This window comes from Mycobacterium asiaticum (assembly GCF_001668675.1).
Classification (GTDB): Bacteria; Actinomycetota; Actinomycetes; order Mycobacteriales; family Mycobacteriaceae; genus Mycobacterium; species Mycobacterium asiaticum_D.
Genome location: NZ_LZKQ01000224.1, coordinates 13,466 through 36,031, shown reverse-complemented (window position 1 = coordinate 36,031; position 22,566 = coordinate 13,466). Strand labels below are relative to the sequence as shown.

The 22,566-nt window shown below is 61.5% G+C and carries 19 protein-coding genes; 11 read left to right on the top strand and 8 right to left on the bottom strand.

Annotated features, from left to right (window positions below):
• Positions 1-286: 286 nt before the first annotated feature.
• Together A9X01_RS19380 and A9X01_RS19375 are read right to left on the bottom strand one after the other, a co-directional pair.
• Positions 287-1,006, bottom strand: a complete 720-nt coding sequence (locus tag A9X01_RS19380; RefSeq protein WP_065122300.1) for a hypothetical protein — start codon at positions 1,004-1,006, stop codon at positions 287-289.
• A 92-nt stretch (positions 1,007-1,098) separates the two neighbouring features.
• Positions 1,099-1,512: a limonene-1,2-epoxide hydrolase family protein gene (locus A9X01_RS19375; RefSeq protein WP_065122299.1), complete on the bottom strand. Its 414-nt coding sequence runs from the start codon at positions 1,510-1,512 to the stop codon at positions 1,099-1,101.
• A gap of 112 nt (positions 1,513-1,624) precedes the next feature.
• On the opposite strand from A9X01_RS19375, the gene A9X01_RS19370 reads away from it, so the two are divergent.
• Positions 1,625-2,251 (top strand): TetR/AcrR family transcriptional regulator, encoded by a 627-nt coding sequence (locus tag A9X01_RS19370; RefSeq protein WP_065122298.1) that lies wholly within the window; start codon positions 1,625-1,627, stop codon positions 2,249-2,251.
• A gap of 42 nt (positions 2,252-2,293) precedes the next feature.
• Here A9X01_RS19370 and A9X01_RS19365 read toward each other — a convergent pair whose 3' ends face one another.
• The 3 genes from A9X01_RS19365 to A9X01_RS19355 all read right to left on the bottom strand — a co-directional run bounded on the left by A9X01_RS19365 (position 2,294) and on the right by A9X01_RS19355 (position 5,889).
• Positions 2,294-3,799: an MFS transporter gene (locus A9X01_RS19365; RefSeq protein WP_081282479.1), complete on the bottom strand. Its 1,506-nt coding sequence runs from the start codon at positions 3,797-3,799 to the stop codon at positions 2,294-2,296.
• 285 nt (positions 3,800-4,084) lie between these two features.
• Positions 4,085-5,344, bottom strand: a complete 1,260-nt coding sequence (locus A9X01_RS19360) for a TetR/AcrR family transcriptional regulator (protein WP_172832566.1) — start codon at positions 5,342-5,344, stop codon at positions 4,085-4,087.
• On the bottom strand, positions 5,341-5,889 hold the full coding sequence (locus A9X01_RS19355) for a nuclear transport factor 2 family protein (protein ID WP_065122296.1): 549 nt from the start codon (positions 5,887-5,889) through the stop codon (positions 5,341-5,343). Before A9X01_RS19355 ends, A9X01_RS19360 begins: the two co-directional genes overlap by 4 nt.
• Before the next feature lie 341 nt (positions 5,890-6,230).
• Here A9X01_RS19355 and A9X01_RS19350 point away from each other — a divergent pair, with 341 nt between their 5' ends.
• The 7 genes from A9X01_RS19350 (at position 6,231) to A9X01_RS19320 (ending at position 14,853) form a co-directional block, all read left to right on the top strand.
• On the top strand, positions 6,231-7,871 hold the full coding sequence (locus A9X01_RS19350; protein WP_081282478.1) for a nitric oxide reductase activation protein NorD: 1,641 nt from the start codon (positions 6,231-6,233) through the stop codon (positions 7,869-7,871).
• Positions 7,872-8,046: 175 nt separating this feature from the next.
• Entirely contained in the window at positions 8,047-8,895 is an 849-nt protein-coding gene (locus tag A9X01_RS19345; RefSeq protein WP_065122295.1) for a CbbQ/NirQ/NorQ/GpvN family protein, read from the top strand.
• Positions 8,896-8,956: 61 nt separating this feature from the next.
• Positions 8,957-10,069 (top strand): ABC transporter substrate-binding protein, encoded by a 1,113-nt coding sequence (locus A9X01_RS19340; RefSeq protein WP_065122294.1) that lies wholly within the window; start codon positions 8,957-8,959, stop codon positions 10,067-10,069.
• Positions 10,070-10,072: 3 nt separating this feature from the next.
• Positions 10,073-11,215 carry a spirocyclase AveC family protein gene (locus A9X01_RS19335; RefSeq protein ID WP_065122293.1) on the top strand — a complete coding sequence of 381 codons (1,143 nt, stop codon included), beginning with the start codon at positions 10,073-10,075 and terminating at the stop codon, positions 11,213-11,215.
• Complete coding sequence (locus tag A9X01_RS19330; RefSeq protein WP_065122292.1) at positions 11,208-12,236, top strand: SDR family oxidoreductase; 1,029 nt, start codon at positions 11,208-11,210, stop codon at positions 12,234-12,236. Before A9X01_RS19335 ends, A9X01_RS19330 begins: the two co-directional genes overlap by 8 nt.
• A 42-nt stretch (positions 12,237-12,278) precedes the next feature.
• The gene (locus A9X01_RS19325; RefSeq protein ID WP_065122291.1) at positions 12,279-13,493 is read left to right on the top strand and encodes a cytochrome P450; all 1,215 of its coding nucleotides are present in this window, start codon (positions 12,279-12,281) and stop codon (positions 13,491-13,493) included.
• A gap of 91 nt (positions 13,494-13,584) precedes the next feature.
• Complete coding sequence (locus A9X01_RS19320; RefSeq protein ID WP_065122310.1) at positions 13,585-14,853, top strand: cytochrome P450; 1,269 nt, start codon at positions 13,585-13,587, stop codon at positions 14,851-14,853.
• A gap of 19 nt (positions 14,854-14,872) precedes the next feature.
• On the opposite strand, the gene A9X01_RS19315 is transcribed toward A9X01_RS19320, so the two are convergent.
• The gene (locus A9X01_RS19315; protein WP_065122290.1) at positions 14,873-15,880 is read right to left on the bottom strand and encodes an oxidoreductase; all 1,008 of its coding nucleotides are present in this window, start codon (positions 15,878-15,880) and stop codon (positions 14,873-14,875) included.
• A gap of 549 nt (positions 15,881-16,429) precedes the next feature.
• On the opposite strand from A9X01_RS19315, the gene A9X01_RS19310 reads away from it, so the two are divergent.
• Positions 16,430-17,146, top strand: coding sequence for a TetR/AcrR family transcriptional regulator (locus A9X01_RS19310; protein ID WP_081282477.1), 717 nt, complete (start codon positions 16,430-16,432; stop codon positions 17,144-17,146).
• Between the two features lie 32 nt (positions 17,147-17,178).
• On the opposite strand, the gene A9X01_RS19305 is transcribed toward A9X01_RS19310, so the two are convergent.
• Positions 17,179-18,771, bottom strand: coding sequence for a class I adenylate-forming enzyme family protein (locus A9X01_RS19305; RefSeq protein WP_081282475.1), 1,593 nt, complete (start codon positions 18,769-18,771; stop codon positions 17,179-17,181).
• Between the two features lie 125 nt (positions 18,772-18,896).
• The gene (locus A9X01_RS19300) at positions 18,897-20,096 is read right to left on the bottom strand and encodes a MaoC family dehydratase (protein WP_065122287.1); all 1,200 of its coding nucleotides are present in this window, start codon (positions 20,094-20,096) and stop codon (positions 18,897-18,899) included.
• Between the two features lie 285 nt (positions 20,097-20,381).
• On the opposite strand from A9X01_RS19300, the gene A9X01_RS19295 reads away from it, so the two are divergent.
• The gene (locus A9X01_RS19295; RefSeq protein ID WP_065122286.1) at positions 20,382-21,380 is read left to right on the top strand and encodes an acyl-CoA dehydrogenase family protein; all 999 of its coding nucleotides are present in this window, start codon (positions 20,382-20,384) and stop codon (positions 21,378-21,380) included.
• Positions 21,364-22,536 carry an acyl-CoA dehydrogenase family protein gene (locus A9X01_RS19290; RefSeq protein ID WP_065122285.1) on the top strand — a complete coding sequence of 391 codons (1,173 nt, stop codon included), beginning with the start codon at positions 21,364-21,366 and terminating at the stop codon, positions 22,534-22,536. The genes A9X01_RS19295 and A9X01_RS19290 overlap by 17 nt, the downstream gene beginning before the upstream one ends.
• Positions 22,537-22,566: the final 30 nt, after the last annotated feature.

Sequence of the window (22,566 nt, the reverse complement as noted above, 5' to 3'; positions counted from 1 at the left end):
AGTGATCGCCGCCACGACAACGAAAGTGCGTCGCACCGGTCCGGCGCCGTGGAAGCCGATCACTGAACTATCTGGCCTGACAACCTGTTCCATTGAGTTTGACTTCTTGCACTTACTTGATAGCCGGGCCCGGTTTCCCGGCGCCTTCAGCAGTTGACCAACCCGCGCTCGCGTGGCTCGACCTCAAACACGCCGACATCGTGGGCCACTGCAAGCGGAATCTCCCAGATGCCGGCCAGTGGCTGTGCGCCAACTTTACTGATGGTGAACCAAGAAGCGAGTCGGCTCACTCCGCGAAAGGCTCCTGCTCTATGGGGCGGTTTGAGCGCACAGCCGGCCGCGTGGAGCGCCGCCGCGGAATGCGGTCCGCGATGCCACTCAGCGAGTTGATCAACCTGTTGAGGGTATCGACGGCAGACTCGAGGGTGTCGGCGGTGGGCGTCAACCTCTCCACGGCGGGCTGGAGGCGACTCAGGATTTCAGCGGCTTCGGTGAGTTGTTCAAGCGGTCCGTTCTTCGCCAGCAGCTTGTCGATGATGCCGTCCTCAACAAATATCCGCTCGATGATGCCGTCCTCGGCGAACATCCGCTCCAACGGCCCGTCCTCTGCGAGCAGTCGGTCGACGAGCCCACCAGGTGCCAGGATCCGCTCGAGCGAGGAGCTACTTCCAGCTGTTACCCGATCGAGCAACCCGCCGGGCGCATCCAGCATATCGACGACTCCACCCGGACGCATCAGCTTGTCGGCCGGCCCGCCGCGGACCAGAGCGCGGCCCATCGCCCTGTCGTTCTCGGTTAATTCGGCAACCCGGTTCGCGCCAACGATTGCGCCGCGCAACGGAAATAGATCGGTAAGAGGGTCAACCGTCTTCGGGGCGTCCTCGCCCAATGATTGCTTCACCGCCCCGAGCGCCATGGACGCCGCGGCGAGTCCGGCGTCCGCCACCTTGACGCCGGCCCGGACAGGGGCTTTTGCTACGCCGACAATGAGCTCGGTGATGTTCACGCGGCAAGTGTATGGCTCAGTGTCGCTTCCGTACCGGCGAATCGTTCCGCGCCCAGTCAGATTTCAGTCCACACAGCCGACGAGGTCCCAACTCACGCGGTCGTGGGCACCAGGGCGCTGATGTCCTCACCTTGAAGGAGCTTGATCGTCAGATTCAGATCGAAATAGTCGGTCCAGCGAGTGATCCTCCCCTCGTCGTCGACGACGAAGGTACCCATTACCGGGATGGCCGGCTTGCCTCCGTCCGGAGTCTGGATGTAGTCAAGCCGTTCGGTGAGCACCACGGAACCGTCGCTGGCGAGGTTGACGATTTCGAAGGCGTAGGCATCCGGGAACATCGAGAACTGGGCGGCCATGTTCTCCACGATGGCGTCTGGTCCAGTGAAGGCGGGCATACCCACGTTCTGATAGACGGCCCCTTCGGCGAGGAACGGACGCAACGCTTCGGCGTCTCGCTGCTCCATCAAGGCGCAGAACTTGCGGACTACATCGGCTGGCGAAGACATGAGTGAATCCCTCCACGGCGTAGAGATGACCCCCGGCTTGAGCATCACCTACAGACTGTATGTGACCGTCGAGCCTAGGTGACCTACAGGATGTATGCAATAGGCTGTAGCGGTGCCGAACTGCGAGGAGGAGCTGGACACCAAGGCGCGGCGTGCCCAGCAAGCGGAGGCAACGCGTACCGCGTTGGTGTCCGCCGCCAGGCGTCTCTTTGTGGAGAAGGGCTATCACCGGACGGGCACCGAGGAAGTCGTCGCTGAGGCGCGAGTCGGCACACGGGGTGCGCTGTACCACCACTTCGCTGACAAGCAAGCGTTGTTCGAAGCCGTCTTTATCGCGGTGGAAGAGGACCTCGTCATGGCAGCTGCGCAGAGCCTCGCCGATCCTGCCGATGGCGCCTTAAATCAGTTGCACCAGGGCTTGATTGGCTTTCTCGACGCTTCACTCGCCCCACACGTTCAACAGATTCTTCTGATCGACGGGCCAGCCGTGTTGGGCTGGTCCAGGTGGCGCGAACTGGAAAGCGTCTACGGACTCGGGGCCATTCGCGCGATGCTGGAGCGTGCAATCGAAGAGGGCGACATCGCGCCCGGCCGGCCCGTGGATGTGTTAGCGCACATCCTGCTGGCAGCTGCCAATGAGACCGCACTGTTCATCGCGAATGCACCAGATCAGCAGGCCGCGCGGGATGCCGGAGTGCAGGCGTTGGACCTCCTGCTGGATGGGCTGCGAGCGAGATAGCCGGGCCCGCGTCCGGTGAAAGACGCCCGCCCGCAACCGCTCTCATCGAACGTGTCGAACCCAACGGGTGCGTTTGCTAGTGAATCGCCGGATGATTCGCAGTTGCCGTCCATCGCGTCCGGGTCCCCAGATGGCCACGGCAGCAGCGGAAATCAGCACGACGATACCTAGCATCAGTAGCGACGAATGCATCGCGAGCATGAAGGCGTCTTTCGCGTGCCTGGACAAATCACGTCCTTGCGGTCCCATGCGGTCGGCGATCGTCAGCGCTTGCGCAAGGGAACCGAGAGCCGGTTCTCTGATCGTCGGCGGCAATGCCGCGACGGAGGAGATAAGTGCGTGGTTGTATCCAGCAGCGAGGATCGAACCTGCGAGAGCGATGCCCAGGGCTCCGCCAACCTCCCTCGTTGTGTCGTTGATTGCCGACGCTACGCCTTGCTTACTTAGGGGGACTGCCCCCGTGATAGCGGTGGTCGACGGCGCATTGCAAATGCCCATCCCGGTACTGAGAACCAACATCGGCCAGGCCAGGTCAAAGTACGCCGAGTCGATATCCAGGAGGCGCATGCACAGCAGCCCCGCGGCTAGGATCGCGAGTCCCGCTGCTACGGAGATACGTAACCCCAGGCGGGGTAGGTACCACTGGGTGAGCGCGGCACACACGAGTAACGGGATCGCCAACGGGCATAGCGCGACAGCGGTTTGCAGTGGGCTGTAGCCCATCACAAGTTGCATGTACTGCATGATCAAGAAGAAGAACCCGAAAATGGCAAAGAACAGGGTTGTCATGCCGATGGATCCGGTCAGCATGTCGGGTCTTCTGAATACACGGATGTCCAGCAATGGATGCTCTCGGCCAAGCTCCACAAAACCGAAAATGACGGCGAGCAGTATGCCGCCGGCGAGGCAGCCGCACACCGTAGGATCGCTCCATCCGCGAAGCGGGGCCTCTATAACGCCGAAGACGAAAACTGCTACCGCTGAACCGATCAGCGCGGCACCCAACCAATCGATAGGCGTTGCCTCGGGATCCTTCGACGACGGGATGGTGAGGGCGAAGACAAATAGCAGTACCGCTGCTCCGACAAATGCCCAGAAGATGGTTTGCCATGGGCCGAACTGCGTAAGTATCGCGGTGCCCGTGAAGCCGACTATCGCACTCGACGCGCATACGCCGGCCCAGATGCCAATCGCCTTGTTGCGCTCATCTTCCGGATAAGCCGCGGTCAACAGCGAGAGAGTGGCCGGCAGTATGGCTGCCGCGCCAACTCCTGTCACACCGCGCGCAATGATGAGGGACGTTGGGCTGTCGTAATAGATGGGGGCCAGCGAGGCTGCGGCGAAGATTACGAGACCGATCAGCAGGACGGTGCGCCTGCCGTATCGGTCACCCAATGCGCCGGCAGGCAGCAGCAGACATGCCATCACCAGCGTGTAACCGTCAACTATCCACGTCAATTGCGCTTGCGTCGCAAGGGTTTCCTTCGCGATGGCGCCCAACGCGGCGTTCAGTGCCACCATCGAAGAGATGACAAGGAGCACACCCATCGAGCACACGAGGAGCAGCCAGAGCCTGGAACGTCCGGACAGGAGGGTTGACCCGGCAGGGGCGGCAACGGTTTTGGATTGCTGCTCGTCCACTTCGTCGCTCGTCGCGTCAGTATTCACCGCGGTCTGTGTCCCTATTCCGTTGATACTTCACCCGATTCCGTCGACGGATAACAACACCCCCGCCGTCTAGTCGACATACAAACCGTATGTCACATACAGTTTGTATGCAACCCAGCCAAGATGGTCCGGGCGACCAGAAGCTCGAATTCGCAACGGCGATCATCACTTGTCGCGGTGAGCGATTCCCCGCAAGGTTGTGTCGCGGGCCAGAAGTAGTGAGTTCCGCGTGCCGATGTTCCGAAGGATGTTTTCTGGGATCCACTGCTCGCCGATGATGCAGCGAGCCAGATGTTCGGCGGGCGTGCGCTCAACCCGTATCTCGCCCGCGCGGATCCCCCCGGCGAGGAGCGCTTTCATTTGTCGAATCCGCGTGGTGAAAGACCATGCCGGAGTGGACGTGTCGGGAGGTGTTTGCCGCAGCCACGCCAACTGAATGCGGAACTCATCGGGGAACTGGTCGAGGGCATTGATGTTCAGCCAGCTCAACGCATCCAGCTTTTCAGCGGTCGTCGAATCCGAACGCGCGATGTCCGTCCACGCACCCCCCACCTTGCGTCCGAACTCAAGCATGATTGACACCAACAGCTCGTCCTTGGACCCGATCATTCGGTATACCGTCCCGGTGCACAATCCGGAGGCTGCGGCGATGTCACGAACGGTCGTCATCTCATATCCGCGCCGGCCGAATTCGGCGCGCGCAACCGCCCGCAAGTGAGCGGCCTTGAGATCGGTGTCATCGGCGGAGGACCTCCAACTCTCGATGACATCCTGCGCCACCGCGAACGCTTGTGACTTGTCGAGATCGGTATCGGCAGGGGAGTTGATTGCGAGGCCCTCCAACAGGATCCGGCTTTTCAGTTTGGCCAATTCGTCGACGGAGGCATTGTGTCGGACCGGATTGAGACCGGCGTGCAACATGCTTTGGCAGATGCGATCGGCCAAGGTCGGCAAATCGAAGTCGGGTCGTATATCGCCCCGCCAAACGCCCGCACGGAGCACCTGCAGCATCGCAGCCTGGATCTTGGCCGGCGGACGCTTGGCCAACTGGACCAGCTCAGGGTCGTTGCTCGGTCCCTCGTAGAACGACATCTGCAGTGCGGCAAGATGTTCGACCGCGCACCGTGCAATTTCACACCCGAACGCGGTGATCTGGTCGGATACTGGACGACGATCGGGTTTGTCGACGCGTCCGAGGGCATCGTCACCGATACGGTCCAAATCGGCGTGATAGCGCCGAATGAGTTCGATGAAGATGGCCTCCTTCGAATCGAAATGGTGATACAGACTGCCGGCCAGAATGCCCGCGGCATCAGCGATCTGTTGCAGCGACGTCCTCAAGCCCGTCGCGGCGACGACCGTGCTTGCCGTTCTCAAGATTTCGGTGCGGCGGGTAGCGTCGTCCGATCGTTGGGTGAGCCTCACGTCGGTGCTGAGGGTCGCGATGCGCGGAGCGGTCGGTCGTAGGAGGGATCAGTCCGGTCATGCGTTGCTACCCTGCTGGTTTCGGCCATCATTGCCATCAGTTCCTCGGTGACAAATGACGTCGACTCGGCATTCCACTCGACAACGCACACGCGGTCGACGATGGCCCAGCGCTTGTCTCGTCGTTCCAGGCGGTCCACGTATCGGCCGCCCGAGAGGGTCATATGATTCGCCGGCTCCCGGTCGGTGCCGACGAACAGGTAGTAAGTCTCGGCGTGCGCCTCGTCGCCGATGATCTCCGCGGTGTGGTTGAGCAGGTAGTGCTGATACCTGGTCTGTGTGGAGTGGTAGGCGAACGCCCAATCGATAAAATCGTCCACTTCGCCAATGAAGCCGACATGATCGTCGATGGCTCCGTCGTGGTATGCCGAGCGGAGCATCTCTCGGTCTCGGCGGTCCATTCCCCGCGCGTACCGTGAGATGCACTCTCTGATCTCTGCGTGCGCCTCAAGACGGGCGATGCGCTCCTGTAATTCGGCATTCAATTTGCTACCTCATCGTCGACGATATCGATCTCATCCAGCTGAGACGACGTGCTGTCCGACCATGCGACCTTCGTGGTCGCGCGACGGGCAGAATGTGGCCCGCACGAATGTGGCCACCTGCCCAGTGGATCGCGTACCTCCTGGTCAGTGCTCTCGGGTATGAAATGAATTGAACGCGTTAAGGACTCGCGTCTGAATTGCCGACGCGGCGCCACCGCCTGATTGACTCCTGTCAGACCGGACTCTACGGTGAAACAATTATTAGGTCAACACTGGTCGAATGCGGAGAGGATTGCCCCGTGGGAGCAGTTGCCGACGACGAGCGATTGCAGTCGCTCGGAATGTTGGCGTCAGCACTCGCCGGGCGCCCCCTAGCCGTGGCCGCTGGAGGCGCAGGTGACCCGTCGTGGACCGACGGGCAGACCGTGTTCGTCGATCCTGCGGCGGAGCTGCGGGCCAGTGTCGAAGCGGTGGCCGTTCATGCGTCGATGCTTGCGGCGGACAGCCTGACGCAGGATGTGGTCGAACGGTTGATCCGGCACCCCAAGCTTGCGCGCCGCTACCTTGCCGTCGAAGCGCACCGGGCATTGGTTGCCAACGCTGATCTGCTGCCCGCGATGTTGACGACCCTGGCCGATCGTGAGCTCGCTGCCCTTAGTGGCTCGGCCGCGGACTCGCTCGCCATCGCCGCAGCCAAAGGTGCAGCAAGCGAGCCGCCCCGAAATTTTGGAGTCATTCGCGCCAAAAAGCTCGCCGCGAACATCAAACGTGCCGAGTCGGATTGCGCAGAGCCCGGTCACGTCGCGCGCAAAGAGGCGGAGGGCAACCTGGAGGAACTTGCCGAGGAGGCGGTTGACGACAGTGACGATCCCGACATGTTTACCAGTCCCGTCGGCGGTGGTGGCTTCATCGGCAAGTGGCTCAAGAAGATGCTTTCATCGTCGCGAAAGTCGGGGAATGAGGGGGCCGGCCCACCCGGGGCGGACACCCCGACCCATCGCACGAATTCGGCCAATCGCGGCGCCTACGCGGTGTCATCGACGGCCTCGAAGTTTGCCGAGGCCGCCGCTGACGTGAAACAGGACGGCGTGAAGTATCCGGAATGGGATGCGACCCGCGGTGCGTATCGTCCCGATTGGTGCACCGTCCGCGAGGTCGAGCCGAAAGTCAAGCCGTCTGCGACGCAGGTCATCGAGAGCTCAATCGGGGTGCGGCGGCCCCTCGCGAGGCTTGGCATGAGTTTGCACCGCCGACACCGGCAGTACCAGGGCGACGACATCGACATTGACGCAGCTGTCGAATCGCGCGTCGAGGTCATGGCGGGATCGGCGCCTTCCGATGCGGTGTATCTCGACAGCCTGCGGCGGCGGCGCGATCTGTCCGTCCTGCTTTTGTTGGACATCTCGGGCTCGACCGCGGAGCCTGGGACGCTCGGGCGGACTGTGCATCAACAACAGCGAACGTCCGCGGCCAACCTTGTTGTGGCGCTGCATGACCTGGGCGACCGAGTCTCGTTGTACGGCTACTATTCACAGGGCCGGGCGGCGGTGAGCCTGGTGCCGGTCAAACGGTTCGACGACCACCTCGATGCGGGCATATTCAGGCGCTTGAACAGTCTCGAACCTGGCGCATACTCCCGGCTCGGTGCAGCCATACGGCACGGTTCGACCGTGCTTGAGCAACGCGGCGGAACGTCTCGACGATTGCTTGTCGTGTTGTCCGACGGGCTCGCCTACGATCACGGATACGAACGCGGTTACGGTGCGGCCGACGCGCGCCGCGCGCTCAATGAGGCCCGGCGTCGCGGAATCGGCTGTGTCTGCCTGACTGTGGGGGCGGGGACGGACGTCGGGTCGCTGCGGAGGATTTTCGGCAGCACGGCGCATGCGTCGGTGGGCCGACCCGAGCAACTCGCAGGCGTCATCGGACCGCTATTCAGATCCGCCGTGCGCGCCGCCGAAGTGCAGAGACGAGTGTCATGAGGACCGCCGAGAGTCCCGAGTCAGGTTGTCCACCAACGCTACTCGTCGATCGGAAGCAGCTAGCACCCGTTACCGGAGGTTGAAAACAAACATCTGTTCCGGCTAAGCTGGCCGGAAGGTGGCCGATAGCACTCGGCGCGAATGGCCGCAACGGTGCGGACGAAGGAAGGTTTGGATGAACAACGAGGCCGGGCTCGCGCAGAACGGCGCCAGGCCCCAGACCGATCCGGCGCGCCCATACTACCGGTCGGTGGGTAATGAGGAGGCGATCTTCAAGGCCGCTTACCGGCAAGGGCTTTCGCTGGTACTGAAGGGGCCAACCGGGTGTGGCAAGACCCGGTTCGTGGAGGCGATGGCACACGATCTCGGCCGGCCGTTGATTACGGTCTCCTGCCACGACGACCTGACCACGGCCGACCTGGTGGGTCGCTACTTGCTTCGTGGCGACGAAACAGCTTGGGTTGACGGACCGTTGACGCGCGCGGTCCGCGAGGGGGCGATCTGCTACCTCGACGAGGTTGTGGAGGCCCGCCAAGACACCACCGTCGTGCTGCACCCGCTCGGTGATCACCGGCGTCAGCTGCCGATCGAGCGACTCGGCATCACCCTTGACGCCGCTCCGGGCTTCGGTCTCGTCGTTTCATACAACCCGGGTTATCAGAGTGTGCTGAAGGACCTCAAAGATTCAACCAGGCAGCGCATGGTCGCGATCGAGTTCGGTTATCCCGCCCCGGAGGTCGAGCAAGGGATCGTCGTGCACGAGTCGGGTGTTGATTCGGCCACCGCTGCAGAACTGGTTCGCTTCGGCCAGGCGATCCGCCGCTTGGAGACCGGTGGACTGCGCGAGGTGGCGTCCACCCGCGTGCTTATCGCGGCAGGTCAGCTGATCAGCGAAGGCCTCTCCATCACAGATGCGGCAAGAGCCGCGATTGCGGGCCCGCTCACTGACGATGTGAGCGTTTCCCGTGGTCTCAACGAGATGATCGACATCTACCTGGGCGGGTCCGCGCGCCGGACTGATTGACGTTGATCAGCGCAGGCGTTAGGTTCTGAACAAATATTAGGTCTGTGGCGGCGGAGGTGCTGTGTCCTACGAGAGCAAAACCCATCCGATCAAACTCGGTTACTTGATGGACTTCACGCTCGCCGCGAATTTCCCAAAGGAGTTGCTGGACTCCTTTGTCCAGTCCTTAGACCTCGTCTTCGAGGATGCCCTCGAGAAGGGGATTCTTGATCGCCAGGTAGAGGTGATCTACAAGGAAGTCGAGGGTCTGCCCAAGGGGACAGTCAAGGCGGTGATCGACGCCTACGCTGAACTTGTTGACGAGGGTTGCCTTGTTGTGTTCGGACCCAACATCACTGACAACGTTGTGCCGACGCGTGAGGCGATCGAGGAGCGTTTCAAGGTGCCGGCGATCAGTGTTACTGGGACGGACGACTGGCTGGGGGAGTGGACGTTCTCCTTCCCCCAGGGGTCGATGACCGACGAGCCCATCTTCATAGCCGACCTGATCGCCAAGAGGGGACTGAGCACGGTCGGTGTCTTGGTCGAACAGAACCTGATCGGCGAGAGTTATCTGGGTAATTTCCGGCGCGCCTGCGCACGTCGAGGACTCCGCATCGTCGCTGAGGCGCCGATTGCGCAGACGGCACAAGACATCAATGCCGCGGTCGCCTCCCTCCACGAGGCGCGGTCCGAAGCGATCGTTCACTTTGGCTTCGGCTTCGGCATCGTTTTCATCAATCCAGCGCTTGAAGCTGTTGGTTGGGATCCGCCGCGTTTCACGACCACCGCATTTCAGAACGCGTGGATCAATCCGGTGATGTGGCAAGCGTTCATGGGTTGGATCGGTGTCGACCAGTATGACGAGGCCAACCAACTCGGGCAGGACTTCCTCGACCGCTACGAGGCCAAGCACGGAAACCGTCCAGAGTATTGCGTTTCGGTGGTCAATCACGATATCGCCTCGACGCTGGTGCGGGCATTCGCCGACGCCCACCCGTTGAGCCCGCGCGGAGTCAAAGAGGCGCTTGAGCGGGTGAAGATGATGCCTGCGGCCTCGGGTGCGCCCGGCACCCGAGTGTCATTCGGGAAGTGGACGCGGCGGGCTTGGATGGGCGCGGGGTACCTCGTCGCCCGCACATTGGACGCCGACGGCGTCAACTCGCACCTTGTCGACCGATTCGGTCAGGAGTGACGCATGGGTACCGGAGAATCAACGCCAGTGCTGGATGATGCCAAGAAGCAATCACCCACCGGACGAAGAGGCACTGGCAGCATAGGTTCGTGGCTGGCCGGTATCGGCCTGCTGGCCTTTGTCGGGTTGTTCATCGCGGTTTCACGCACCAAACTCGATCCGCGAGTAGCTAATCCGAACACCGAAGGCAGGCCCCGTCCGGTCGAATACCTCTTCGGATTCAGCTGGATGAATATGATCCAGTTCGGTACGGCAGTCATGCTTGCGATTCTCGTCGTCGTGTTCATCGTGGGTTGGCGGCGCAACCCCGGCAGTCCGGTGATGTTGATGTTCTTGGTCACGACGCTGATTGTGTGGCAGGACCCCATCATGAACTGGGCGCCGTACGCGGTATACAACCCAGATTTGTTGCACTGGCCGGAATCCTGGGTGCTGATCATGATGTCGCCGACGGTTGAACCGTTCATCGTGTTCGGTTACGTGACGTTCTACTTCGGACCGTATTTCGTGGCAGTTTGGATACTGCGGAAGTTGCAGGCCAAGGGCGGTCCCGAAGCATTCGTCAGCAGACATCCGCTCATCAGCCTGGGCGGACTGGTACTGGTCATCGGCTTCGTGTTCGACGCCATTCTTGAGGTCGGATCGATTCGCACCGGTCTCTACATCTATTCGCAGGTGATCCCGTTCGGGTCGATCTATGTGGGGACGCCGTTCCAGTTCCCCCTGATCTGGGAGTCCCTGGGGGTGACATTCGTGATGATCCCGGCGGCCATCCTGGTTTACCGCGATGACACGGGAAAATCCGTGGCAGAAAAGCTGGCGGCAAAGGCGAAACTGTTCCCGTCAAGGCCGGTACTGGGCACCTTCCTGGTGATGTTTGCCATCATCAACGTCGCGTACTTCGCCTACGGCGGCTGGTTCTGGGCAATCAAAGCCAGCGGTCAGGCTACGTCGGTCGCGTGCCCGTGGCCGTATCCCGAAGCCAAGGTTTTCGACCCGCAGGGCTATTACGAGGAGAACGGTGCGAAGGGCCCGTACTCGGTGGGTAAGTGGGCCACTTGGCAGTACGCCCTACCCGATGGTCGCCCTCACGTGGAGTTGGGTTCCAAGAGCAACCGTTGCTCGACCCAGGACTCCCGTGGCTGATCCTCGCACCGTCGTGATCACCGGGGCCTCCCGCGGGCTCGGCTTCGCGTCGGCGGTACGTCTCTACCGCGAGGGCTGGCGAGTGGTCGCCACCATGCGGACACCGGAGCCGGGGATGGCGCTGCTGCGGGATGCGACGGGCGCGACCGAAAGCGACGATCGGCTCATCGGTGTCCAGCTCGACTTGATGGACGCCGCATCGATCTCAGCGACTGCCAAGGTGATTGGGGAACGTGTCGGTGCGCCGGATGCGATCGTGCACAACGCGGGAATATCGGCGGCGGGCATGGTCGAAGAGACCGATACGACGTTGTGGCAGAACATGTTCACCACCCACGTTATTGCACCGGTGGCGTTGACCAAGGCGCTGCTGCCGTCTATGCGGGCGGCGGGTCGGGGGCGCATCGTGCTCGTCAGCAGTGCGGCGGGGGTCCGTGGGCAGCCGGCCACGGGTCCGTACTCGGCGAGCAAGGGTGCGATGGAACGGTGGGGCGAATCACTCGCTTTTGAGGTAGCCCCCTTTGGGATCGGTGTGACAGTGCTGGTCACCGGTACATACGACACCGAGATCATCACCGATGCCGGCACCACCGACGATCGTGACTTTTCCGGTCCCTACGCACGTCTCCATCAGACGATGAACAGCCGCGGCCGATTCGCAATCAAGTTCGCCCGCAAGCCTGAACGCTTCACCGATGGCTTGGTAAAGGCGCTGGATGACCAGGGTGCCTTCCGCCGCCACGGCGTGGGCCCCGACGCGTCAATGCTGTTGGTATCCAGCAGGTTGCTTCCCGCAGCCGGGATGCACCACATGTCTCGAATGGTGCTGGGCATTCCCCGCTTCGGATCGATGCGCGACGGCGCCTACCCACTAACGACTGCACAGCGGGCGATGGTGTCCGCCGCCAAAGTGCTTCCGCAGCCCGTCATGACGCGGTTGGCCTCGCTCGCGATGCGGTTTTCACCGACTCAGTCCGCGCCCGAGGAGAGTGGGAGCAATGCAGGGGAGCGGGAGCAATGACCAGCAAATCCGTGGCTTACCCCGCGACCTGAGAGGAGCATCATGTCAGAGCTGTTTGACGCACTCGAAGACTTCGCCGCCTTTGACGACATGGTATCGGGCGACGTCCGTGACCCCTACCCGGAATTGGCCAGACAGCGTCATGACACTCCAATTCAACGGATCGAAACGTCGATGCTTCCCGGCGAGGAAGGTAAACCCGTCTTCATCGTCTACCGCCACGAGGACATCCAGACGATGCTTCGCGACGACGAAACCTTCTCCTCCCGCGCCGTGATTCAGATCTTCGGCGATGTCCTCGGCCACGGCGTGATGCTGGGTATGGATGAGCCCATTCACGGCCGGCTGCGCTCACTAGTGACCAAAGCGTTCACCCAAAAAGCGTTAGCGCGTTGGGAAGACGAGATCGTCGCCCGCATCGGCAACGAACTGATCGACGGATTCGTCGGCGACGGCGCGACCGACCTGGTGAAAACCTTCACCTTCCCGTATCCGAGCCGCATCATCGCTGCGCTTCTCGGCCTGCCAGAGGAGGACTTTCCGCAATTTCAACGCTGGTCGATCTCGATGTTGAGCTATACCGTCTATCCCGAACGCGGTCTGGCGGCGTCGAAGGCACTCGTCGACTACTTCACCCCAATCCTGGAGGAGCGTCGGGCGGAACCCCGTGAGGACCTGATCAGCAGCTTGGCCGCCGCCGAAATCGACGGACAGAAACTCGCGGACGAAGACATTTATTCTTTCATCCGGCTACTTCTGCCAGCCGGCGTGGAAACCACTTACCGTTCCCTGGGTACCTTGCTGTTCGCGCTTCTCACCCATCCTGACCAACTCGACGCCATCCGCGCCGACCGGTCACTGATACCCCAGGCGATCGAGGAAGCCGTGCGCTGGGATGCCCCCCTGCTCAACATCACTCGCGTCGCCACGCGCGACACCGAATTGGCCGGAGTGCCGATCCCTGAAGGGTCATCAGTCATGCCCATGCTCGGCGCGGCCAACCGCCAAGAAGATCGGTATGTCAACCCCCACGATTTCGACATCTTCCGGCAAGCGAAAGTTCCCATCAGCTGGGGTTACGGAGTCCACGTATGCCTGGGCATGCACCTGGCTCGACTCGAAATGCGCACTGCCATCAATCTATTACTGGACCGACTACCCAACCTCCGTCTCGACCCTGACGGCGACGACCCGCACATCCGCGGCATGGTCTTCCGCTCACCATCGTCGCTGCCGGTGTTGTTCGACCCGGCCTGAGAATCTTCTAACTCCGTGCGGTTCGGGTGAGTGAGGCTCCCTCCGGGTTGATCGCCGGCTGGTGTTCATCGAGAGGAATGAGAACAAGCGCATGACCGACTTCGACACAGTTGACTTCTTCACCGACGAATCCCTGGTGCCCGACCCGTACCACTACTTCGACCACCTTCGGTCGAAATGTCCAGTGACTCCCGCAACTCCGTTCAACGTGATGGCGATTACCGGTTACGAGGAAGCCCTTGCGGTCTACAAGGACTCAGCCTTCTTCTCGTCGTGCAACTCGCTGGCGGGACCGTTCTCCGGTTTCCCCTTCGGTCCCGACGGAGCCGACGACGTCTCCGATCTGATTGAAGAGCATCGCCATATTGCGCCCATGGCAGAACACATCTCGAATCAAGACCCGCCGTTGCACAGTCGGACCAGAAGCTTGATGAACAGGTTGATCACCCCCAAGCGCCTGAAAGAGAACGAAGAGTTCATGTGGCGGTTGGCGGACGAGCAGCTGGACACCTTCCTCGAGCGGGGTAGCTGTGAGTTCCTGTCGGACTACGCAAACCCGTTCTCCCTGCTTGTCATCGCCGACCTGTTGGGCGTCCCGCAAGACGATCATGAGGAATTCAGAGCACAATTCGGGACCCAGGTGGCCGGTGAGCTCGGGGAGGGCACGACAGCGCACAATCCCCTGCAATGGCTCAACGAAAAGTTCTACGCCTACATCGAGGACCGCAGGCGCTCCCCGCGCGGCGACGTGCTGACGGAGTTGGCCCAGGCAAAGTACGAGGATGGGTCGACGCCTGAGATCGAGGACGTCATGAACTTGTCGACGTTCCTCTTCGCCGCGGGAACGGAAACAACGACAAAGCTCATCAGCGCAGCGGTACGCATCATCGGTGAGAACCCGGAATTGCAAGCGGTGCTGCGTCAGGACCGAAGCAAGATTCCGGCCTTCCTCGAGGAGACCTTGCGCACGGAAAGCCCGGTTAAAGCACACTTCCGGATGGCGCGCAAGACCACCACCGTCGGCGGAGTTGAGGTGCCGGCGGGGACAACGGTGATGTTGCTGCCGGGAGCATGTAACCGCGACGAGAGGAAGTTCGGTTCTCCCAACACGTTCGATATTGACCGACCGAATGTGCGAGAGCAGATCGCCTTCATTCGTGGCATTCACTCGTGCCCGGGTGCCCCATTGGCAAGGGCGGAAGGCAAAATCTCGGTGAACAGATTGCTGGACCGCATGGCGGATATCGCGATTTCGGAGTCGCATCACGGCGCGGCGAACGGGCGCCATTACGATTTTGAGCCAACCTTCATCCTGCGGGGTCTACATGAACTGCACATCACTTTTACCCCGGTCGGCTGAAAGCACTGCGCCTGTCGAGCTAGAACCCACCGGCAACGCGTACGACCGCGCGCCCGGAATAGCTTCCGGACCGAACTTGGTCGAGGACGCTTATCACATCTTTGACGTCGACGTCGTGCAACACATCTGAAAGGTGCTGTGGTCGCAGGGTATTACCCAGCTCTTCCCATAATGTGCGCCGCGGTTGGATTGGCAACTGCACCGAGTCGATGCCCAGCAGCGACACAGCGCGCAAGATGAACGGCATCACTGTCGTCCGCAGGCCAGCCCCTCCGGTGAGGCCGCTGGCAGCTACGGCACCTCCGTACCGAACGCTGCTCAGCACATCGGCCAGGGTTGCCCCTCCAACACAGTCAATCGCCCCCGCCCACCGGGCCTTGCCAAGCGGACGCGGTTTGGCGTCGGGGTCTTCGGGCAGCCGACCGATGACCTCGGTTGCGCCCAGCATCTTGAGATGCTCTGCGGCATCGGGCTTGCCGGTCGAGGCGACTACCTCATAACCCGCGGTGGCCAGTAGGTCGATGCTCACCGACCCCACGCCGCCCGTGGCGCCCGTCACCACAATCGGCCCGTCCCCGGGCTCGATGCCGTGCCGCTGCAGTGCCTGCACGCTCATCGCGGCGGTGAACCCCGCGGTACCGATGGCGGCACCCTCATGGGGGCTCAGCGACCCGAGCTTGACGAGCCAATCCGCAGGCAGTCGTGCGTACTCGGCGTAGCCGCCATGTCTGCCGGTGCCGATCTCATAGCCGTGCGCAAGTACCATGTCACCGGCGACGAATTGGTCGGAATCCGACGACACTACCTCGCCGGTGAGGTCGATACCCGGCACTATCGGATAGTCCCGCACCACACCGCCGTTCGGCGTAAGCGCAAGTGCGTCTTTGTAGTTGACGCTCGAATAGTGCACCCGGACCATGACCTCACCGGGCGGAAGTTCGGCTTCCGCCAAGTTCTCGACCACCGCGCTTAGACCGTCATCGTCCTTCCGCGCAACCAGTGCTCTAAAAGTAATTCCGTGACTCATGAACGATGAACCCTCTTTCCTGGCAGTCGATCTCGACAATGGTTCGTGCGGGACAGCTGGCGATGACTTCGTAGACTGCGTTTTCCAGGTCGGTGGGTGCTCCTGACGCCATCTCCAAGACCTGCCGACAGAGGGTCAAGCACATGCCGTGGCCGGTGCAGCGAGCCTCATCGACGGTGACCCTCTCGGCTTGTCCTCGGTGGTCCGGGGCCCCGCTGCTCCGTGGACGAGCGCAGCAACCAGCTTGGCGGGAGCCGTATGGAGCTTAACAGATTTGGCCAATCGGCCTACTCTGCTTCTGATAAAGGCTGTTTTCAGTACAACAGAGTGCAGTACCCTATTTACGAGAGTTATGTTCTCGTGTCAGCCGCTTTAAACGGTGGTGGCGGATGCTTGCGGGCTGACCGAGGCTCTGGACTACGGATAAGTCGTGCGGGATGGATATGGTGGCGATATGTCGTTACGACGCATAGATGCTCGCGTCCGCGCACTACGTTGCGGGAGTTCGCCGGCGCGATCCAGCGGGCAACTCGGATCGGATGGCCGACGATGAAAACGGGCGACGCAGTCGACCGGGCCGGTGGGAATGGCGGAGCCGCGAGCACCTGGCAGGAACGGGCTATCGAGCGCCGCCTGGGTGAGGCACGGGCGCGGGCGGTCGCTCGCACTACCCAATTCATGGCGACGGCTCTGGAACTCGTCCAGGAGGCCGGGGCGGGTAGTTTCACCCTGCAGGCATTGGCCGATCGCGCGAATCTAAGCCTGCGAACCTTCTATCAACACTTCGCCGGCAAGGACGAACTCCTGCTGGCACTCTACGAAGACGTCACCTCGAAGTACACCGAGGCAATCAGGGCCGAGGTCGAGGCCGCAGATGGCCCGATGGGGCAACTGGAGGCATGGTGCAGAGGCGTTCTATCGCGTCCTGGCTCATCGCACGAGGTGGGTGGTCGACTGGTTTTGATTTATAACCTGAGTCTGGAGTTGGACAATCCGGAGGCATTCGCCAAGGTGTGGGAGCCACATCGAAAGCTGCTGACAGAAATCTTGACCGCGTGCTCCGAAGCGGGACTGATTCGAAACGATCTCTCTCTGCCGCAGTTGACCTCGCTCCTGGGGTACACGCTGACGTCTTTCGGTCAGTTCAATGCACTGCATGAAGGACTCGATGGCGCCAGCCTGACCGAGGACGTCGTGTGGTCCTGGTGTCGGCAAGCGCTGATGCCCTCGGCGGCCGTGCGCGGGGATGGCCCGGTCGGTCCGTAATAAGCCGAGGACCTGTATCTTTCAGGTGAGAATCATTGCGCTGCAGCTGATTTAGTCAGTCGCAGGATGGCCAGGTCACGGAGTTCGTCGGCCTTGACTTTGTCGCTGCCGGTGAGCGTGATGTCGGTGTCGCGGAAGAAGAGCACGTGCCGCGGCACTTTGTAGCTGGCCAGCCGTTCACGCAGGAACTCACGGACCGCCTCCGCGTCGAGATTCGCGCCCTCACGCGGCACGACGCAGGCGACGACGATCTCGCCAAGCGTCTGATGTGGCAACCCTACTGTTTTCGTCACCTTGACATCGGGATGCTTTACGAGTGCATCGTCGACTTCAAGCGGTGAGACATTGGCTCCGCCCGTCTTGATGACGTCGGTCAGCCTGCCCTCCCAATACAGTCGGCCGCCCTCATCTAGATGGCCGCTGTCACCGGTATGGAAGAACCCCTCCGCATCCAGTGTCTCGTCTATCGGGATGCCAAGGTAGCCGAGCATGAGTGTGGGGCCCTTGACGCAGATTTCACCCGTTTCACCGCGCGGAAGCAACACTTCGCTGATCGGATCGACAATCTTGACGGTGACGCCGGGCAACGGTATGCCCGAACTGTCGGCGTGCACTTCGCGTGGCGCGCCGAACTCGAAAATCGTTGTTATCGTGAACATTTCGGTGTTGCCATACGCATGGTCAGGGAGCTCCCATGCACAAGAGACCGTCGGATGCCTGGCGATCGGCGTCTTGACGTCAGCGAATTTCATGCTGCTCAGGTCGACGGACAGCCAATTGGGTGCGGTCTCGATTTGTGCCCATTGGTGGGGCCATGCGAATGGATAATTGACACGTTCAGCCGCCATCAGTTCAAGCGCCGCAACGGCATCGAACGTCGGCTGCAGCACCAGGCACCCACCGGCGGCCAGGGTGCCCCCCAATGACATCACAAAGTTGCCAGACCAGAAGAAGCCGTTTGCCGACCAGCAACGAAGGTAGTCGTCCGGCTCAAAGTGGCACACTCGTCGGAACCGCCACATTTGGATCGTGACACCGCGATGCGCACTGAAGATTCCCTTAGGTTTGCTCGTCGTGCCAGACGAGAAGAACAGCACCGCGACATCGCTAGGGCGCGTCGCTTCGGCGGTCGCATTTATCAATTCGTGCGGTTCGTTCTGGCCGTGAGCAACAAAGGTTTCCCACGAATCGATGCCAGGTGCCGGATCGCCGACGGCTGCGAGATAACGCAGGAAGGGAAACTTGTCCGCTTGTAACCTGCCGGGAGCAGTCGTGCCGAGTTCAGGAGCCAAGTCTGACAACGTGGCGACGAAGTCGGTCTTGAGTACCTGTCGCTCGAACAACAGCACCGCAACACAGGACGCATTGAGTAGGTACTCCAGCTCTGCAGCGGTTGAGAACGTGCTGAGGGTGACAGCGACACCCCCTGCGAGAGATATACCGAAGAACGCCGAAAGCCATTCGGGTCGGTTGGTCATCAAGATGCCGACCCGCGTGTCTTTACCAACCCCGAGTGTGCGAAGCGCGCACGCCACCTCGGTGGCTCGCTCCCATAGGTCGGCGTAGGTCCAGCGCGTATAGCCATCGGCGGAGCGGAGCACCAGTGCTTCCCGGTCGCCGTACATGGCCGTTACCTCGCGTAGGAAGCCAGGCAACGTAAGCGTCCCGAGCCCCGGCTCGTCGCGGAGCGACGGGCCTGACACCAGTGAAAGTGACTCACCCGCTTCAGAATCAGGTGTTGCTGTACTCGTCACACCGGGAGCTCGATCTCGGCCACGCACTTGACGAGTTCTTCACCATTCTGGTTGGTCAACCGCAATTGCACCTGGACGACCGGCACGCCCCATGCCGAGTCGGCTTCTTTACCAATGACTTCGGCGTCGAAATACGTCACATCACCCTCGAATGCGGGCCCGCGGAAATCGGCTTTACTGTGGCGAACCATCCCATCGTGGCCGGCCCAGTAGGCAAGGTAATCGGTGCACCACGCGCCCATCGTCGCGCCGTAGCCGTACGCGCGCGCCATGCCCACTTCGCTGGCTCTTTCGGCGTCGATATGACCCCGCGAGGGTCCGAGATAGAGTCCGTCGCGCTTGCGGGGATCAATGAAGGCGTCCTCCTCGTCGAACGCGAAATCCTTGCCGAAGCCAGGATTCTGATAGACCCATGGATCATCGACGTCGGGCGGCGCTACCCACTCGAAGCTGCCCCAGATATTGAAGACGAATGCGCGATACTCAGTGGTGAAGGTGGCTATGCTGTGCGGACCGATGACGCGGCGCGGCAGCGTATCGCCCACCTTCACTTCGTCGAAATGCAGTGACACACCGAGCCGATTGGACTCCAGCCAAGCGCGGCGAAGCGCCTCTATCTCTTCCAGTTCCAGTTGCGACCATCGTTTGATCTCGCCGAGTTGACTCTCGAACATTCCCCGCCTGGCAGCTTCTTCGTAGAGGTAGCGGATCGCGGTCGATCGCTCGCGGGCAACCAGAGCGCCGTTCTGGTTCCGGTGAACGGTGTCGCCGCGCGAAAACATGGTGGGCCCGGCAAATTTGGTTTCGACCACTTTGTAATCGTGAAACCGTCGCTGCTGAAACAGCTTGTCGCCCGGACGTACCGGACAACCGTAAAACCACCACTCCTCGCCGCCGAAAATAAGATGACTATTTGGAATATGCCCGACGCACGCGGGCGCCGCGCCGTGCCCATAGTCCAGCGCGACCGCAATTGACTGCGGGGCGATCAAGCCGCCGAACTTGGATGACCGAGCAAACTCCTCGTTCCAGTGAATCGGATTGGGGTAATCCATCGCCATCACCCATCGACGAATGTCAGACGAGCTGCATGGATCCCAGAGCTGACCGCCGCCGATAGGCTTTCCCACTCGGTGGTCGACGTCGGACAGGTCAAGCTCGGCCTGGGTCGGTTCAAAAGTGGGCTTGCTGACCATATTTGATCTCCTCCTTCGGCGTGGCATGGGTGCGGGAGGGCGCCCCTCGATCAGGTGCCGGTCTGCGTCGGAGTTGGCACACCGCACGAGATATCGCGCGCCGGCACGCGTGGGCGCGTCGTGATGGTGCATTGCGGCGAGTGCTGACTCTTCTCCCTCTCAAAAACAATCGTCAAGCATGGATGCTGCTATCAGCGCATCCAAGTTGTCAATATCTGCCAACGTTGACTTTCGAATAATGAGAACGATATTCTCGTGTGCAGCCGCGACGATGATGGGACGCCAGTGCTTCTAGAGCTCGACGACGACCAGCGCCTCTGGCGGCAAACGGTCGAGGAGGCGGTCGCCAAACAGTGCCCGCCGTCCCTGGTACGGGCAGTCGCGCAGGGCAGCGACGATGACGTCGGCCTGTGGCGGTGGTACCGCGACGAGGGTTGGACAGACCTGCGCGGGGCGGAATCCTTCGTCGAACTGGCACTTGTGCTCGAGGAGCTTGGGCGAGCAACTGACCCGACTCCCTTCTTGGCCACCACAACACAATTCGCGCCTCTGGTGGGCGATCGACTGGATCCGCAGACCGCCGGCGCTGCCGTCTACAGCGGCGTTTCTGCCCGGCGGAAGGGCGCTGGCTGGGTGCTCGACGGCGTTTCCCGTTTCGTGCTCGACGCGGATCGGGCGCAGCACGTTGCGGTCGTCACGGAGGCCGGCGTCTTCGTTGCCGATTGCGGTCGTGTGACGGCCCGGCGCGCGGCGGTGTTCGACCCCGTGCTGCATGTGGTCGACCTGTTGTTCGACGGAGTTGAGGTGAGCGAAGGGGACCGGATAGTCATTGATGCGGAACGCGCCAGGCATATTGCAGTCGCCGGCATGGCGATACATACCGTCGGTGCCTGCCAACGGATTCTTGACATGGTCCTCCAACACGTCAAAGAGCGCCACCAATTCGGCGTGCCGATTGGGTCGTTCCAGGCCATTCAGCACAAGGCCGCCGACATGTATGTGCTCATCGCCCGCGCACGCGCCTTGGCGTACTTCGCTGCGCTGACCATCGCAATCGACGATCCGCGCCGGCGGCTGGTCTCATCAATGGCGAAAGCCGCGGCGGGAGAAGCACAGTCGCACGTAGTCCGGCACGGCATGCAGTCTTTCGGTGCTATGGGTCTCACCTGGGAGAACGACCTGCAGTTCGCCGTCAAACGGGCGAAAGCGGGCGAACTGATGCTCGGAAGCGCGGCGGAGCATCGGGCGATCATCGCAAGGGAATATCGTGCAGCTGACTTTTGACGAAGACGTCGAGGCTTTTCGCGCCGAGTTCTCAGCATTCCTCGACGAGAACCTGCCCAGCGAGTCCGACACGCTGGAGCGCCCTCAATCGGTCTCTCATATGCCTCAGTGGGCGAGGGACTGGCAACGTCTGTTGTTCGACAACGGTTGGTTGCTGCCCGCCCAGCCACCGGAGTTCGGCGGCCGAAATGCCGGTGTGCTGCAGCAATTCGTTCATCTCGACGAGCTGTGCAGGCGCAGGATCTACCACAGCTTCAACCCGCAGGGTGTGAATATCGTTGCGACGTCGCTGATCTCGTTTGGTTCCGAAGAGCAGAAGCAGCGCTGGGCGATCCCGGTACTGCGTGGTGAGATGACCGCGTCGTTAGGTATGAGCGAACCGAACGCGGGCTCTGATCTCGCGTCGCTGCGCACGAGGGCTGTCCGTGACGGCGATGAGTTCATCATCAACGGGCAGAAGGTGTGGACCTCGGGCGCGCACCATGCCGATTACCTGCTGACGTTCGTTCGCACCGACCCCGACGCCCCCAAGCACAAGGGGATCTCCGCATTCATTGTCCCTGCCAACAGCGAAGGCATCGAGTGCCGCCCATTTGCCGACGTCGCCAGTCAGGACAACCTCGACTTCAACGAGGTCTTCTTCGCCGATGTCCGGGTCCCGGCGGAAAACCTTGTGGGCGGGCTGAATCAAGGCTGGCGGGTTATCAACGGGTCGCTCGGGCACGAGCGAACGATGATGTGGCTGCTGTTCGCCGACCGGATCGACAACCTGATCGCGGACTGCCGGCCGCGAACACCGGTCGAGCTGGACAAGTATGCGTCGATGATCATGGACTATCACGCGTTGCGCGCGATGGGGTCCGTAGCACTGGCTCGCGCCGCATGCGGCAAGGAAGACACAGCCTCGGTGTCGGTGCTGAAGTTGTTCGGGTCTGAGGCCGAAAGACGCGCATCGGATGTCGTCTTGGAAACGGCAGGCATCGAGGGTTTGTTGCATCCGGTGACCGGTCGATACGAACACATGAACTATGACGAGTATTTCGCAAGCAGTTTCGAGCGGTACACCCGAGGTATCGCGGCCACGATCGCCGGAGGCACATCTGAAATCCAGCGAAACATCATCGCCCAACAAGTTCTCGGCCTCCCGCGTGCTTAGCACCGCGGGCAAGGCCAGCAAGGGCACGAA